A 16,904-nucleotide genomic window follows, 5' to 3' on the forward strand; every position below is an offset into this window, starting at 1 on the left:
ATAAATATGTAGTTTATGGCAGGAAAAAGTAAAGCAATAGGAGAAGAACTATATAATCAATGCAAGTTAGAATTAAAAAAATATGGAATAAGAGGAGAGATAGGAAGAAGGTTACAAGCAATAATATCAGCAAAGGAGTATGGTATCTCAAAAGTTGCTAAAATATATAGAATTACGAGAACGACATTAATGAAATGGATTGCAAGATTTAAAGAAAAAGGTGTTATTGGGTTTGCAATACAGCCAGGGCGAGGACCTAAACCAAAACTGAACGAGGAGAAGAAGGAAAAAATAAGAGAGGTAATAGAAGAAGATGGGGCAAATCTGACTGCTAAAAAATTGCAAGGTATAGTTGAAGGAATGTTAGCTATCAAAGTAAGTGAGTCAACGGCGAGAAGGCTTATGAAGAAGCTAGGATTTACATATATCACACCTCGTCCAGCACATTATAAACAAGACAAAAACAAACAAGAGGAGTTCAAAAAAAATCTCAATGAAATTGTGGAAAAGAACCGGAAAAAGGAGGTTTTTTTTCGATGAATCGAGATTTGGAACGCACTCAAAAGTTGGACATGGATGGTTTAAAAAGGGCTCAAGAACACAAGTTAAAGTAAAAATCGGAAGAGAAAACTTCTATCTTTACAGCGCTGTAAATCCCAGGAATGGAGAGGATATTAGCCTACTTGCTCCACATGTAAACACAGATTGCATGAACATATTTTTGGAGCAGATGTCGAAAGATTTGGGGACTAGAGAAGCTTTTCTTATCATGGATTGCGCAAGTTGGCATAGGTCTAAAGGTTTAAAAACTCCTGAAAATATCACCATAATTTATTTGCCGCCGTACTCGCCTGAGCTCAATCCTGTGGAAAGATTTTGGCAACATTTAAAGGAAAATATAATAAAGAACAAGATGTATGACTCTATTAAATTACTTGAAAATGCTGTATCTGAATTTATTCGAGATATTACGGAAAGTTCGATCAAAACCATTTGCTCTGTGAATTATTTGTCTAGTTATTTATGAGGGTTGGTATGACTGAGGGAGTTAGGGCATTTTTTGGCATGGCACCTTCAAAAGAAATTGAAGAGCGAATGGAAGTGAAAGAGCATAATAATCAATTAGTCAAAAATGCAATTGAATTTTTAAAGAATAATACTGATTTTGCTAGGTATGTTTTTCCAAGTATTAAAGAAAAAAAAGAACAATTTCTACGGTCTCTTCAAGGGAATAAATTATCCGTAGATGATTGTAAACGTTATACATGCAAGTTGGAATACGAGAAGAACATAAACATGCTTCCTAAACCTTCTGATCAGCTCCAGGTGACTCGTGTATATAATGTTACATTTCCACTCTTTGAAAGTAGCTTTATAGATTTAAGAGAAAAAGAAAGATATATAAAAATCAGTGATAGTGTACCAGATGAAGGAAGCTTATTTTGTGTTGAAGGAACAGTAAGTAAAAATCTAATGATTCATGTTTACACACATGTGGGGATGATACCTATTGAACACACAGCAGTAGAACCTGGCTCATCAAAAGTTAAATTTCTTTGCGAAGGTGCCGTAGGTGTCGAATATAAGACTAACAGAACAGGTAATAAAACTCTAATTGCATTGGACGAAGGAATAGACACTGCTATTGGAACACCTGATTCTTCTAATTTTTTTATCGTGAATAACGGTTATAAAAATTATACTGGAGGCAACAAAGATGATGCATTTATTCTGCAAGCAAACAATATAACAGGAATCCTTAATGGAATGGGAGGAATTGATACACTAGACCTCAGAGGATTTGGTACAAAAAACAACGAGTATGCATTAATAGATACACAAGGATCTGTGTGTAGTAGAAATGATGAATATAGTGAGTCATATGAATGTACGTATAGACTTAAGACAAGTTATATAAATCAAATTTACGGAAGGAAAAGTAAAGCAGATAGAATACATTTCGTTGAAAATCTAGAGTATGTGGATGGCCTAGGTGGTGAGAATAGTAATAAGCAAGATTATGTTAAAATTCCTTACGACTTAAATAAAAATCCAACAGTTGTACTCAGAGGTTACACCAAAGTGTTTTTGCTTGAAAAGAGCAATAAAAGTGTAAATTTTATAGATTATATAATTCCTAGAGGTGAGCATAGTGAATCATCTGTTTCATTTTCTTTTAAAGGACCAATTCAACATAGGTTCCATTTTGACTACTCTATTTCAAATCTTAGAGAAATTAATATCGGGAAAGATGATATCACTTTCAATTTTTTTGATCAATCAAAAGAATTCAATGTAACTTTAATAAATTCTTACGACAATTCAAGAAGAAAATATACTGACTTTCCAGTAAATGCCAGGTACCTCTTTCAAGATAATACAGAAGTCAAAATATTAAATAGAAACAATTTTTATGCAGAGCAAAGCATCAATAAGACAGTTGAGGAAACAATTAGTGAATATGCAGCAATTGCAAATCGTTTAAAAATGACTATGCAATTTACATTGCCTAATAATGAAACTGTATTAGTTGGGCATGGTGCACATGAAGTTATGCATAATAATCCACTGTATAAGAGTCACTTAGTGGGTAATGGTGGTGAGAATGTGTATGTCATCACTTCAGCATTCGATACTGCTATACCTGAAGTAACTCTTTACAATTTGAATACGGGAGATTTTACAGATACTCTTGATTTACGTAAAGTAATTGAACAAGCCAAAATAGAATGTCCTGAGTCACAAGTTTCATCTAAAATTTATAAAGATGATAATGATTTGATAATAAAATTATACTCTAATCACTACTTCTCGTCTGGTAGGTGCATAGACTTATCTTCTGAATTTCTAATTTCTAGTGTAATACTAAAAAATGCGTTGCTAAATGGATGGTATAAAGAGCTACGTGTGGTTTTAAATAGCGGACCTATGAAGATTAAAGGTGATCGTCACCCGTGGAACTTAGAGGCACTACCTTTAATATTTGATAAAGATAAAGAAATTATAGTAATCACTCCTAATGATATTGAAGAAGAAAATGAAATAGTTATCAAAAAAGAAGTAGGTAATTACACTTTTGCTCGCTTAAGGAATGACTTAATAATTACTAATGTGTTTGATCAAGGTTTAGAAGAAAGTCAACATTGCACTATCCTACTTAAGGACTTTTACCAAGAGCAAAAAATGCGAACATTATCAATAAAATTCGCTGATAAAGAGATAAACTTGAGGCAACATGAAATGCAAATAAATAACGCAACAAATTTCGATGCTTTACAGGAAAAGCATAAGAATGTTCGTGGTATTATTTTAAATACAACGGGTTTACAAAAGACTACAACTACTGTAAACCCTGAAATTAGTACACATCATATTAGACACAAGCATCACAATTCCTCATCACGTAATCGTCGTGCTATCGATGAGAACAGAGAAGAAAATGTAGTAAGTGCAGCAACAAAAACATCTTCATGGATAAATGTAGGCATTTCTTGGTTAAAGAAGCCGATAACTAATACTTACGCAGCTGCTAAGGGTGTCTATTCAAGTTTTGCTGATTATGTTAGAAGTGGGGATCTTCGTCGAGATTGTGTTAATTATTTCAATGTAAATCTACAACAAGTAGATGAAAGACAAATGCCTGGTGCTTTTAAGCTTGATGGTAAAGAAACAGCAGCAGAAACAATATTCAAAATGGGGGAACATTATTTTTCACAAGTTGACAATGGTACAATAACGTTACTTGATTTATTAATTAGAAAAATTACAGGTCAAAAGTACATTTCTACAGCAGATCAGCACATATCATTAATAGAAGCGCAGAGCTATGCATTAAATATTACAGAGGGACTTGAGAAAGCAGTAAAGCAAGCTGCTTTAAAAAGCGGAATGTCAATGCACCGATTAAATATTGATTTTGGGAAAATACAAAAAGAGGTTACAGGAAAAATTATGGGTGGTAAAGTTAATGAGATTCCAGGGATTTTAGAATCGCATATAGAGGAAGCATTGCCTAGTAAAAAAGCAGGGGATCCTGGTAAATTAAGTCCAAAGAAGTTCAATAAGTTTATGACTGAATTTAATAGAGGACTAAATATAGTACTAAATCAATCAATACAACAGGTGTTAAGTAGCAGGGACAGTATATTAGAAGTTAGTGATGAACAAATAAGCTTAAAGCCTAAAAGTTATTTAAATGATACTTCCGTTCAAAGTCATGTAACTCAGGACAGAGGTTCAAGAAATCAAAGTAAGGCTTTAATTCCCTAGCTTTTTGATTTCATCAAGTGAAAGGCCGGTGATTTCAGCGATAACATCTATAGAGACACCTGCCTTAAGTGAATTTTTAGCCACTGCTATTTTAGCCTGTTTTTCGCCCTCTTCTCTGTCTTTTTCTTCGCCGATTTGGATTGTATATTAAATCAAAGTCGCAAGACTATAATGAGCAAGCTGTCAATTGGATTGATTGATAGAAATCGTAGGCATCTCAGTACACTCCTAGCTTTAAAAAATGGAGTACGAACGGTAGGGGGATCTAAAAGATCGAATCACAATCCTGTACAGCATTTACATTATTATTTGATTATATTTATAGGTACAAAAATGGCTAGAACAGTTTTTATGGGTATTGATGTTTCAAAAAAAACACTTAATCAACAATAAACATCAGCGTATAGAAAATGCAGAGAGAGCTATATCTGAGTTTATAAAGTCGAAAATGGCTAACGTATTTGTTAAGTTATGTGTAAACAGGTGGTTATGAAAAACTTGTAATAAAATTGTTACAAGAACATAATATAGCTGTTCACAGAGCTCACCCAAATCGGGTATATGCATTTGCAAAAGCCTGCAACCACTTTGCAAAAACAGATAAATTAGATGCAAAATTACTAGGCTCTGTGGACAAAAAATATGAAAAGAGAGAAAAAGATGGTAGTTTAGCCTAATGTGTACAAAAATGGAGAAACTACCATATGCAATATTACATCAAAGAGGAAAATTGGAAACAAATTTTAGAGTTCATAAAAAGCGTAAAAGGAATGCACAGCAAAGATGAAAAACGTTTAAGAATATTCATAGAGGCAGTGTGGTACATAGTGCGAAGTGGTTGCCAATGGAGACTTTTACCAAAAACTTATGGTAATTACAGGAGTATACATAAGCGATTTAAAAGATGGTGTGAAAGAGATGTTTGGGAAAAATTGCTTGAATATACTAAACAGGAGCCTGATTTAGAAGTTGCTATAATCGACGATCAGAGCCCATCCATGTTCAGCTGGATATACAAAAGACTCCAAGGATCAAGAAGCTTTAGGAAGGAGCAAAGGTGAACTAAAATACATGCGCTTGTTGATGCACTTGGAAATCCACTTAAATTTACTCTGACTCCCGGTCAAAGAAATGAAATTACGCAGGCACAGGTGTTAACCGAAAGTATCTATAACTCTACTGTAGTAGCTGACAAGGGCTACGATAGCAATGCCTTTGTTACAAGTCTTGAAGACAAGGGATGTACAGTAGTTATTCCACCAAAACGGAATCGAAAAGTGCAAAGGCATTACGATGAGCATATCTACAAAGAACGTCATTTGATTGAGTGTTTTTTTGGTAAAATTAAAAATTTTAGGCGCATTTTTTCCAGATTTGATAAAACTGCTGAGGTTTTTATGGGTTTTCTCAATTTTGTTGGAGCTCTTGTATGGCTTCTCTAAAATTTTGTCCACAGAGCCTAGCTACTTCGCGCTTTGAATTTTTATAAAACCCACTGAGTGCTGCAACTACTGACTTAACCCTTGGGCCAAATGTATCTGGCGTAACACCCTCTGGTAACTTGCTACTCCTTCTTTTTCCGCATCTCTGACAACGGCCATGTTCCAACTATTACATAAGCCTTAATCTCCGGAAGATCTACTTTCTGATGAATATAAGGTTTTTCGCATATTGCAATCTTCCCTCCGCATTCGCAAGTAGGTGACAACTCTATCTTTATCACCTCATCTGCTTCCATTTTAGCACGATAATTACCCTTATGCCCAACTTGACCACCAATCTTTCTTTCGCTTTTTGGCTTTTCCTTTTTCATTTTGTATAATTCTTTTGAACTGGGAATTGATGAGTTTTTTGAATTTAAACCTAGCCTTTCCTTTAATTCAGCGTTCTCTATCTTTAAAGCCTCATTCTCTGCTTTTAAACTTTCATTCTCTCTTTCCAATCTTTCTATTTTTGCTTCTAACTTTTCTATTTTTTGCTGTAAATTTTTGCAGAGTTCTAAAAGGTTTACCATACTACCTCATATTTATACCAACCCTCATAAATAACTAGACAAATAATTCACAGAGCAAATGGTTTTGATCGAACTTTCCGTAATATCTCGAATAAATTCAGATACAGCATTTTCAAGTAATTTAATAGAGTCATACATCTTGTTCTTTATTATATTTTCCTTTAAATGTTGCCAAAATCTTTCCACAGGATTGAGCTCAGGCGAGTACGGCGGCAAATAAATTATGGTGATATTTTCAGGAGTTTTTAAACCTTTAGACCTATGCCAACTTGCGCAATCCATGATAAGAAAAGCTTCTCTAGTCCCCAAATCTTTCGACATCTGCTCCAAAAATATGTTCATGCAATCTGTGTTTACATGTGGAGCAAGTAGGCTAATATCCTCTCCATTCCTGGGATTTACAGCGCTGTAAAGATAGAAGTTTTCTCTTCCGATTTTTACTTTAACTTGTGTTCTTGAGCCCTTTTTAAACCATCCATGTCCAACTTTTGAGTGCGTTCCAAATCTCGATTCATCGAAAAAAAACCTCCTTTTTCCGGTTCTTTTCCACAATTTCATTGAGATTTTTTTTGAACTCCTCTTGTTTGTTTTTGTCTTGTTTATAATGTGCTGGACGAGGTGTGATATATGTAAATCCTAGCTTCTTCATAAGCCTTCTCGCCGTTGACTCACTTACTTTGATAGCTAACATTCCTTCAACTATACCTTGCAATTTTTTAGCAGTCAGATTTGCCCCATCTTCTTCTATTACCTCTCTTATTTTTTCCTTCTTCTCCTCGTTCAGTTTTGGTTTAGGTCCTCGCCCTGGCTGTATTGCAAACCCAATAACACCTTTTTCTTTAAATCTTGCAATCCATTTCATTAATGTCGTTCTCGTAATTCTATATATTTTAGCAACTTTTGAGATACCATACTCCTTTGCTGATATTATTGCTTGTAACCTTCTTCCTATCTCTCCTCTTATTCCATATTTTTTTAATTCTAACTTGCATTGATTATATAGTTCTTCTCCTATTGCTTTACTTTTTCCTGCCATAAACTACATATTTATTCTTTCTAGCCTCAATTATTTGTAGTTTTTACTATTTGTCTATCTATTAGTGGAGATTGGTATTACCCTATGATTATCTTTATTATCTTGCTTTGTCTACCTTATTTTGCCGCTCTGCTGAACGGACACCCCATTGAGATTTTTTGTTACTGCTGGGCAAAGGTCAGATTATGTAAAAGCTTTAGATCTGATAGAAGGCAAGAAAATGGCAGCACTTATTGCCGATAAAGGATATGATGCAAACTATATGATTGAGGCAGCGCAAGCTGTAAATGCTGAACCAGTTATTCCAGCGCGTTCCAATAGAAAAATACCGAGAGAATATGATAAAGAACTATACAAGGAAAGAAATTTAATCGAAAGAATGTTCAACAAAATCAAGCATTTTCGCAGAGTTGCCACTCGTTATGATAAACTAGCCATAACCTTCATATCTTTTGTTCACATTGCTGGCATTTACCTTTGGTTAAAATAAATGTCGACACTACCTAGTACAATTGCACTATCTGTAAACATACATTGCTTTAGCTATATGTCTAATTTCAGAGATTTAGCTAGCAATCACTCTATTCCTACCACTGTTTTTTGCTTTATATAAATATTTGTCGGCACGTACTATAAATTCTTTAATATTGTCAAGGTCAGATTCTTGCATTTCTGCAATTCCAATGCTCACAGTTACATCGTGGGTTGTATTTTTATCCGCAGGTATAAAAGGTTTTTTAGCAATAATTTTTCGTATTCTCTCCGCAATAGTATACGCATCTGATGTATCGGTATCTGGCATTACAACAACAAATTCCTCACCACCAAATCTAGCTAGTAAATCTGTCACTCTGATATTTTCAGAAATTCTTTTCTGTATTTGCTTTAAAAGTTCATCTCCAACACTATGCCCAAAACTGTCATTCACCATCTTAAAATAGTCTATATCAAGTATCATAAGAGACAACCTTCTATCCTTTTCCACAGAGTCCTTAACAATGTTTCTTAAGTGTGCATCAAAATATCTTCTATTATAACAGTTAGTTAATGGGTCCTTTATAGACATTTCCGCATTATTAAATAAATTCATTCTCAAGGCATCTTGATATCTTTTGCGTTTTACTTGCGAATTAACCCTTGCTATTAACTCACCCTCATCCAAAGGTACTGTTAAATAATCATTAGCACCTACATCAAGTGCTTTTACTAAATTGTTTTTATCATAATCCTCAGAAAGAATTAGAATTGGTGTATAACGTGTTTCCACCTTACTACGAAACCCAGAACATAAACGCAAGCCGTCAGTTTTTGAAAACTGCATATCAGAAATGATCAAGTCGTAATTATCCTTAATACCAACCTTTAATGCCTCTATTGGATCACTCAGTATTTTAATTGACCTAAAGCGTTGCTTTAGTACATTATATATTTGCTCTGCCTGAAAGACATCTTCATCTACAACAAGTATGTTAGCATCAAAGATCTGATTAGAATAATCCATAATACTACTTCCTGCTACTCCACCAATCTCAGCATTAGTTTCTCCTCTTAAACGCAATTCATCGATAATCATCTTTAAGCGTGTGAGAGACTTAATTCTCGCAGATAAAGCAGTTTCATCTATTGGTTTAGTCAGAAAGTCATCTGCGCCAGCATTAATGCCTTGCACTCTATCGTGAGTGTCATGCAGCGCAGTCACCATGATTATTGGAATATGGGTTGTTAAGGGATCATTCTTTAGCTCCTTACAAACTTGAAAGCCATTCATCTTTGGCATCATGATATCAAGTAATATAATATCAGGCTGCTGTTTTGCTACTAAATCCATGGCTTCCTCGCCATCATGGGCTACGATAACCGTATAGTACTCTGCTTTTAGTCGAGCTTCTAAAAGCTTGATATTAGATAGTACATCATCTACTACTAGAATCTTCGCTGTCATTATCTTTAGATGTATTATCTATATCGTAAGTAGGATAAAGCTTACCATTTTTACCAACTATGTAATTTACTTTCTCAGTATTATACTCTTTATATAAGTCTTCAATTCCTGCGTCTTTCAATAACTTCCTAGCTTTTGATTTTATAATCATAAGATACCTATATGTATTCCTAATAAGATCAATAAATACAGGCACCTTATTTCTATCAAGAACAATTATGCTCACCAAAGCAACGACCAAAATTTCTGAAAGACCTACATTGAACATTTTTCCTATGAAGCAAGTACTTTAATCCTCCTGATTATAAATATTAATTTGCTTAAATCAAGTTTAGAAGCAACCATCTCATCTAAAAAACTATTATAACGCTCTATGTAGTCTTTATCATTACAAACCCAGGTTTGAACCTTATTTTTACGGTTGTCAGTGGATTTTATGACTTTAACAGCTAGCTTATAATGATAATTGCTTAAATCGTCCAATAAATCATTAATTAAGCTGCGATCCCAATAAGAAGAGCGGCTTTTCATCTTGATGGCAATTGTTCTAATAAGATCGAATCTTAGCAGCGACTTTAACTCAAAGTATATTTTACCAGCATCAAGAATGGGTAAAGATGTCTGTTCAGCAACAGATATAATATCTAGTGCATAAGTAAGAACGCACAGGTCAGCAATCTTTTTTGCTAGATTTTTATCTATATTAAGCTCTACCAAAGAAGTGTATCCATGATTATAGACCTTTAACAGGTGTTCATCTAAAACATTAGTTAAGTTCTGGCCTAAAGTTTCAATTGCATCTTTAAATTTTGTAACATCATCCAGTTCTATAAAGCTAAGATTTTTTACTAACCAAAACGATACTCTGCCAATAAATTTCTGCACATTTCTCACTATTTGCAAGTATGAGTTAATATCAATTTTTCCATCCAATTCATCAATTTTCTGCCACAGGTTATTTAAATCATATAGGTGGTTAACAACGATATATATGTTAACTGCTTCGTGTACCTTAATTCCAGTATTCTCAACTAAATTATTAATAAATATACAGCCCATCCTATTTACTACATCATTTGTAATACAAGTGGAGATAATTTCTCTACGAAGTTGGTGTTTTAATATGAAATCCTTAAACTCTATTACCATCTTTTTAGGAAAATAACCCAGCAAATAGTCATTAGATATAAGATCTTTTTCAGGCAGATCAGAATGTATAATTTCATTTTTTATCGCCGTTCTAGCATAAGACATTAGAACAGAGAGCTGAGGAGAACTGAAACCTTCTGCACCAGTTAACATCCTTGCTACCTCTTCGTCAGCTGGAAGAAATTCTACGCTTCGGTTTAACAGCCCAGATTTTTCTAAACTGAGCATTAACCTATGATCCTGCTCCAATCTCTCTTTAGCTTGCAAACATTCAAGGAGTAATGCTTTTGTTTCAATTCTGTTGTGGTCCTCAAGCACCTTAGATGCAACTTCATCCACCATGCTGGCTAGTATTTCATTCCTTTTTTCTAAAGAAACACCTCCTGCTTTCATAGCCGAAACAAATGCAATTTTGATGTTAACCTCAAGGTCCGAACATATCACTCCGGCTGAATTATCAACAAAATCTGCATTGATATGTCCACCTCTTTCAGCATATTCTATTCTCCCAAGCTGTGTACAACCAAGGTTCCCACCCTCTATAAACATGGAAGCTCTAATATCCTTACCATTTACTCTCAGCTCATCGTTTGCTTTGTCACCGACCATGCTATGATTTTCACTCTTTGCCTTAACAAACGTGCCAATTCCTCCGTTCCATATAAAATCCACTTTTGCTTTCAACAGATATCTAATTAAGTTGCTTGGAGATAACGTATCTTCTGTTATACCAAAGCATTTTTTCATTTCTTGAGAAATGTTTACTTGCTTGCTGCTACGCTCAAATACCCCGCCACCCTGAGAAATCAAATCTTTGTTATAATCCATCCAAGTTGAAAATGGTAATTCAAAAAGACGCTTACGCTCTGTGAAACTCTTTCCTGCATCAGGATTTGGATCAATAAAAATATGCATATGGTTAAATGCGCCGATTAAATGTATATTTTTTGAAAGCAGCATACCGTTTCCAAATAGATCGCCAGCCATATCTCCAATCCCAATTACAGTTACATCTTGGTAAATATCCTTATTCATTTTCCAAAAATGCCTCTGTGCTGCAATCCATGCACCTTTTGCTGTGATACCCATCTTTTTGTGGTCATAACCTGCTGATCCACCAGATGCAAATGCATCATCAAGCCAAAAATTATACTCAGAGGCTATTTGGTTGGCATAATCAGAAAATGAAGCAGTGCCTTTATCTGCCGCAACCACCAAGTATGGATCGTCTTCATCATACCTAATCACATCCTTTGGTGGAATTATTTTACCATCAACTACATTATCAGTAATATCAAGCATTCCTCTGATAAAACCCTTATAGTACTCAACACTTTTCTCTCTTAAAATATTCTTATCTTTATAAGCTTGCTTTATTACAAACCCACCCTTTGCGCCAACAGGTACAATAACCGCATTTTTTGTCATCTGAGCTTTCATGAGCCCCAAAACTTCAGTGCGAAAATCTTCCGTCCTATCCGACCATCTTAAGCCACCACGGGCTAATTTCCCTCCTCTTAGATGTATTCCTTCAAAAAGGTTTGAATAAACATACAATTCACAATATGGGCGAGGATCAGGTAAATCATTTATTTTACTTGAATCAAATTTTATAGATAAGTATGGCTTATCATCTTGATAATAACTGGTCCTTAAAATAGCCATTATCAAGTTAAATATCGAGCGTAAAACGTAATCATGTGAAACATTGCTGATCTCTTTTAGAAGTTCCTCAATTTTTTCTCTGAAAATGTCCGTGGTTTCTGCTCTATCAATGTCTATGTTAGGATCAAATCTTGCATGAAATAGTTGTATCAAATACTTTACTACTTTTGGATGCTCTGAGACTACTTTTTGGATATATTCTGGGTTATAATTAAATGACGTCTGCTTTAGGTAAGCACTGAGCGCTCTAACCAGAAACATTTCTTTCCACTTCAGCCCAGCAATAATAATCAAGCTATTGAAATAATCATTTTTAATTTCCTTTCTAAACACTTTCGCAAGTGTTATTTCAAATTGCTCTTTTAGAGTAATGTTGTCTATTAATTCATCAACTCTTGACAACACAAAATGATGTATCCATATTCCACCGTTAATTTCTATATAATAGCCATTATGAGATAGAATCTTAGCTCCCAAATTCTTAGTGATCCTTAATATCTTCGATAATTCAAGGCCTCCATTGCTTGGAGTATAAACCTTTAATTGATAATTAAGATTATCACGAGTAAGTCTTAAATCGACCTCGCTAACTCCTTTCTTCCTCACTATCTCCAATTTTTTCATATCGTAATATGCATCATGAGGTTCGAAACTCTCTTGATAGCTTATTGGAAATGCCTTGCAATAACGGGTGAATATATCCTCAACAGTGCTAAAAGTATTATATAAATTGTCTATAAAACGATCTTCCCACTTTTCCGTAATGTTTCTTAATTTGTTTTCGATACGCAAAACTTCATCATCAAGAACGCTAGCATTTTTGGTCTTTAGCACTACATGCAATTTCATCAAATCATATTCATTGATAATGTGATTGTTATAAATATCTGAACTTCCTGCACTTGTCTCATCCTTCAATATGTCACGTATCTTGAACATTAGCCTAGCGCTAGCATAACGCATTGGTATCAGCACTATGCAACTAATGAAATCCCCTACTCTTCTTAAAAATAATCTGACCCTTGGCCTAATCGCAAGAGACATGATCGAAATGCAAATTTTAAATAATTCGTCTTCATTTGATTGGAATAATTCATCACAAGAGAATGTTTGTAAAATAGAAATTAAAGCCTTGTTATTGTGGCCCCCGGTTACAAACCCTGCATTTTTTTCTATAACTTTAACTTTCTCTCTTATGATTGGAATAGTTCTAATATCTTGGACCTCCGCTACAGAAGTAAATAGCCCGAAAAAACGCCGTTCCTTTATCACATTACCCTGGCCATCAAATTCTTTTACTCCTATACAATTCATGTATGTACGCCGATGAACTATTGAGATTAGATCTGATCTCAATATGTATAGATAATCAAGGTTTGCAGAAGGAATCAACGTACTTTGACCTACTCTCATCAGGCCAAGGTCCTTTTTGCTATCACAGATGAGTTTTTCATCTTTACCAGCAATATATTCTTGATAACCTAGAAATACAAAATTATTGTTTTTTAGCCAATCTAAGAAATCCTTTCCTGGTGTCACTTCAGCATCAGGCGCTGGCTGCTCGACGGCAAAAAGAAGACTTTTTGCTTCATCAAGTTTCTTGAGCATTAAGTGCCAATCTTTCACAACGCAATTAACTGCTTTCAGCGTTTTTTGTAGAGATTCTTTTAATGTATCAACAAAACTGTCACTTATACCTTTGATAATTACATATATGACTGACTCTTTGATTCCATTGCTTTCTTCCAAAGGGTAAATCTCGTCTATTAGGCCCTCTTTTCTTTGGATATTAATTATGCTATTACTGTAATAGCATATGGTTAAATTGTGCGACTTAATAGTTGCAATAACGGAGTCAACCAAAAATGGCATGTCATCGTTTGTTATCTTAATCGTGGTAAAATCGCCTTCTATTCCTGGTATATCATTCATATTGCTTACTACTAACTTACTTTCATCTTTCTCTTTTTGAGAAACGAAATTGTAAGCATCGTTTACAATATACAGCAAAAACTTATCATTGGCTTTTAGGTCACTTTTATAAACAAAATTATAAAAATACTTAATAAATTTTTTAATTTTTTCTTTATCTTGCTGATTTTCTTGATCAGCTAACTTAAATAAAGACTCAGTGTCAACATTATGATCTATACACATTCTTTTTAACAAAAATACACAGCGAACTTAAACCTTTTTAACTAAGATTTCATTATCAAGAGCGTACACTATTAGTTCATCATTTTCTACTACTTCCCCTGATAAAACTAATTTAGCTAAATTATTTTGAATACACTCTTGTATAACCCTTTTTAGGGGCCTTGCTCCATATTCAGGGTCATAGCCAGTTTGTGCTATTAGTTCTTTAGCTTCCTGCGACAAACTTATACTCAGTTTACGCTTAGCAAGTGTTTTTTGTAAATAAGAAAATTGAACATCTATAATTTTATAGATGTCACCTCTGGTTAAACTGTGGAATATAATAATTTCATCCAGCCTGTTTAAAAATTCTGGACGAAATGCCGACTTAACTATTTGCATCACTTCATTTCTTACAGAATCAACATTCCCTTTTAGCATTATCTCAGCGCCAAGGTTAGAAGTTAAAATCAGTATGGTGTTGCGAAAATCAATTAATTTGCCATGACTATCAGTAAGTCTACCCTCATCCAAGATTTGCAGCAATATATTAAATATATCTGGATTTGCTTTCTCTATTTCATCAAACAGAATAACCTGATACGGCCTTCTTCTTACTGCTTCGGTTAACCTGCCACCTTGCTCATAGCCAACATACCCTGGAGGCGCGCCAATTAGCTTTGAAACAGAATGTTTTTCCATATATTCTGACATATCAAAACGCAAAAGCGCTGATTGATCGTCAAACAGAAATTCAGCAAGAGCTTTCGCAAGTTCGGTTTTACCAACCCCAGTTGGGCCTAAGAATAAAAATGAACCGAAAGGTCGATTAGTATCTTGCACCCCAGAGCGAGAGCGCCTAACTGCATTACTTATCGCTCCTATTGCATCTTTCTGCCCTATTACTCTTCTTTCTATTTCATTCTCCATGTTAAGAAGTTTTTCCTTTTCGCTGTGCATCATGTTATCAACTGGAATTCCCGTCCACTTTGAAACAATGTTTGCAATGTCATCTCCAGTCACTTCTTTCTTTAAGAAACTATCAGTAACCTTTTCCTGATTTTTTAATTCATTCTCAAGCTGAGGGATCACACCATACATCAGCTCTCCTGCCCTTCCCAAATTCCCACTCCGCTGAGCCAATTCCAGCTCTTTTCTGGCGTTATCTAATTTTTCAACTGTTTCTTGTATTCTAGCTATTTTATTTTTTTCCATCTGCCATTTGCTGTTTAAGTCAGCAAATTTACTGTTTAGATTTTCGATCTCTTCATTTATCTTTTTTAAACGCTGTTTAGAATTTTCATCACTTTCTTTTTTCAAAGCCTCTGCTTCAATCTTTAGCTGTATAACCTTTCTCTCAAGTTCATCAATAACTTCAGGCTTGCTATCCATTTCAATTCTCACCCTACTTGCTGCTTCATCAATCAAATCAATTGCTTTATCAGGTAAAAACCTATCTGTTATATATCTATTAGACAACGTTGCAGCAGCAATTATTGCACCGTCTGTAATTCTTATACCATGATGCACTTCATATCTTTCCTTCAAACCCCTGAGTATTGAAATGGTATCAGTTTCAGTTGGTTGAGAGATAAACACAGGCTGGAAACGCCGTGCAAGTGCAGGATCTTTTTCTATATGTTCACGATATTCATCTAAAGTTGTGGCCCCTATACAGCGAATTTCTCCACGCGCAAGAGCAGGCTTTAGCAAATTTGAAGCATCCATTGCACCACTTGTTGCTCCTGCTCCAACTAAAGTATGAAGCTCATCTATAAACAAGATAACTTTTCCCTCCGCTCTCGAAAGCTCATTAATAACTGCTTTTAACCTTTCTTCAAATTCTCCTCTAAACTTCGTTCCAGCAATTAATGCGCCAAGATCGAGGGCTAAGACCTTTGCATCACGCAAACCAAGTGGCACATCGTTTGCAACAATTCTATTTGCAAGCCCCTCAACTATTGCAGTTTTTCCAACACCAGGTTCACCGATCAGCACTGGATTATTTTTTGTCCGCCTCAGTGATACCTGCATAGTTCTTCTGATCTCTTCATCACGACCAATTACAGGATCAAGCTTTCCTCGCATAGCAAGCTCTGTAATATCCTTTGTATATCTCTTAGCAGCGTTCAATTTTTCCTCACTATTTGGCGAGTCTGCACTGCTACCTTGCCTCATTTCTGCGATAACTGAATTTAATTTTTGCGGTGTAACACCACTTTCTGCCAGAATTTTGCCTACAGTATCATCTTTTTGTGCAGTGAGGCCCTGCAACAGACGCTCTACGGCAACAAACGAATCTTTATTCCTCCGAGCAATACCAATTGAATCTTCAAAAACTTTTGCTATTTCTCTTGAAAGTTGAAGGCCACCACTTCCTGGACCTTCAATTACTGGCAACTTTTTTATTGCGCTATCCACAGTATCAGAAATACTTTGCATATTTCCACCACAAGCGTTTATCAAATCCTGAACGAAACCTGATTCATCTTCAAGCATCACTTTGAGTAAATGCTCAGGCATAAAAATCTGATGCCCAGCTCCCAACGCTTTCATCTGAGCACTTTGAATTAGACTTTTTGCTTTTTCGGTAAATTTATTTAAGTCCATAACACCAGTTAAATTCGTATTTGCTGATGTATATAACAACTGATTTCATAAATTCAAACCTAAAGTTGCTTGTTGCTAAGTAT

The 16,904-nt window shown here is 34.9% G+C and carries 8 protein-coding genes and 4 pseudogenes; 5 read left to right on the plus strand and 7 right to left on the minus strand.

Translation table 11 applies throughout. The features are described 5' to 3' along the window. Positions 1–15: 15 nt before the first annotated feature. Positions 16–1,027, plus strand: a protein-coding gene (locus NBW37_RS02600; RefSeq protein ID WP_250295836.1) for an IS630 family transposase whose coding sequence is annotated in 2 segments (ribosomal slippage) — positions 16–528 and positions 530–1,027 — 1,011 coding nt in all. Because the reading frame shifts where the segments join, the coding sequence is not laid out codon by codon here. Then, complete coding sequence (locus NBW37_RS02605) at positions 1,024–4,269, plus strand: latrotoxin-related protein (protein ID WP_250296782.1); 3,246 nt, start codon at positions 1,024–1,026, stop codon at positions 4,267–4,269. The genes NBW37_RS02600 and NBW37_RS02605 overlap by 4 nt, the downstream gene beginning before the upstream one ends. Here the strand turns inward: NBW37_RS02605 and NBW37_RS02610 are convergent. Beyond that, positions 4,258–4,410: pseudogene (locus tag NBW37_RS02610) on the minus strand (Rpn family recombination-promoting nuclease/putative transposase); the annotation flags it as partial. The gene NBW37_RS02605 and the pseudogene NBW37_RS02610 overlap by 12 nt on opposite strands. A gap of 192 nt (positions 4,411–4,602) precedes the next feature. On the opposite strand from NBW37_RS02610, the pseudogene NBW37_RS07860 reads away from it, so the two are divergent. Together NBW37_RS07860 and NBW37_RS02620 are read left to right on the plus strand one after the other, a co-directional pair. Beyond that, positions 4,603–4,892: pseudogene (locus NBW37_RS07860) on the plus strand (IS110 family transposase); the annotation flags it as partial. Between the two features lie 81 nt (positions 4,893–4,973). Then, a pseudogene (locus tag NBW37_RS02620) lies at positions 4,974–5,711 on the plus strand (IS5 family transposase). Here the strand turns inward: NBW37_RS02620 and NBW37_RS02625 are convergent. Together NBW37_RS02625 and NBW37_RS02630 are read right to left on the minus strand one after the other, a co-directional pair. Then, positions 5,710–6,283 (minus strand): annotated as a pseudogene (locus tag NBW37_RS02625) (DUF6444 domain-containing protein); the annotation flags it as partial. The pseudogenes NBW37_RS02620 and NBW37_RS02625 sit on opposite strands and share 2 nt — an antisense overlap. A gap of 24 nt (positions 6,284–6,307) precedes the next feature. After that, positions 6,308–7,319, minus strand: a protein-coding gene (locus NBW37_RS02630; RefSeq protein ID WP_250295836.1) for an IS630 family transposase whose coding sequence is annotated in 2 segments (ribosomal slippage) — positions 6,308–6,805 and positions 6,807–7,319 — 1,011 coding nt in all. Because the reading frame shifts where the segments join, the coding sequence is not laid out codon by codon here. Between the two features lie 148 nt (positions 7,320–7,467). Here NBW37_RS02630 and NBW37_RS02635 point away from each other — a divergent pair. Then, positions 7,468–7,809 carry an IS5 family transposase gene (locus NBW37_RS02635; RefSeq protein ID WP_250296785.1) on the plus strand — a complete coding sequence of 114 codons (342 nt, stop codon included), beginning with the start codon at positions 7,468–7,470 and terminating at the stop codon, positions 7,807–7,809. Positions 7,810–7,884: 75 nt separating this feature from the next. On the opposite strand, the gene NBW37_RS02640 is transcribed toward NBW37_RS02635, so the two are convergent. Genes NBW37_RS02640 through clpB form a run of 4 tightly spaced genes read right to left on the minus strand, consistent with a single transcriptional unit; the run spans position 7,885 to position 16,821 of the window. Then, on the minus strand, positions 7,885–9,261 hold the full coding sequence (locus tag NBW37_RS02640; RefSeq protein WP_250296787.1) for a PleD family two-component system response regulator: 1,377 nt from the start codon (positions 9,259–9,261) through the stop codon (positions 7,885–7,887). After that, a complete protein-coding gene (gene tatB, locus NBW37_RS07740; protein WP_370273134.1) occupies positions 9,233–9,529 on the minus strand; it encodes a Sec-independent protein translocase subunit TatB in 297 nt (98 codons plus the stop codon). Before tatB ends, NBW37_RS02640 begins: the two co-directional genes overlap by 29 nt. A 5-nt stretch (positions 9,530–9,534) precedes the next feature. Beyond that, the gene (locus NBW37_RS02650; RefSeq protein ID WP_250296789.1) at positions 9,535–14,232 is read right to left on the minus strand and encodes an NAD-glutamate dehydrogenase; all 4,698 of its coding nucleotides are present in this window, start codon (positions 14,230–14,232) and stop codon (positions 9,535–9,537) included. Positions 14,233–14,259: 27 nt separating this feature from the next. Then, positions 14,260–16,821, minus strand: coding sequence for an ATP-dependent chaperone ClpB (gene clpB / locus NBW37_RS02655; protein WP_250296981.1), 2,562 nt, complete (start codon positions 16,819–16,821; stop codon positions 14,260–14,262). Positions 16,822–16,904: the final 83 nt, after the last annotated feature.

This window comes from Wolbachia endosymbiont of Oedothorax gibbosus (assembly GCF_936270145.1).
Lineage (GTDB): Bacteria > Pseudomonadota > Alphaproteobacteria > Rickettsiales > Anaplasmataceae > Wolbachia.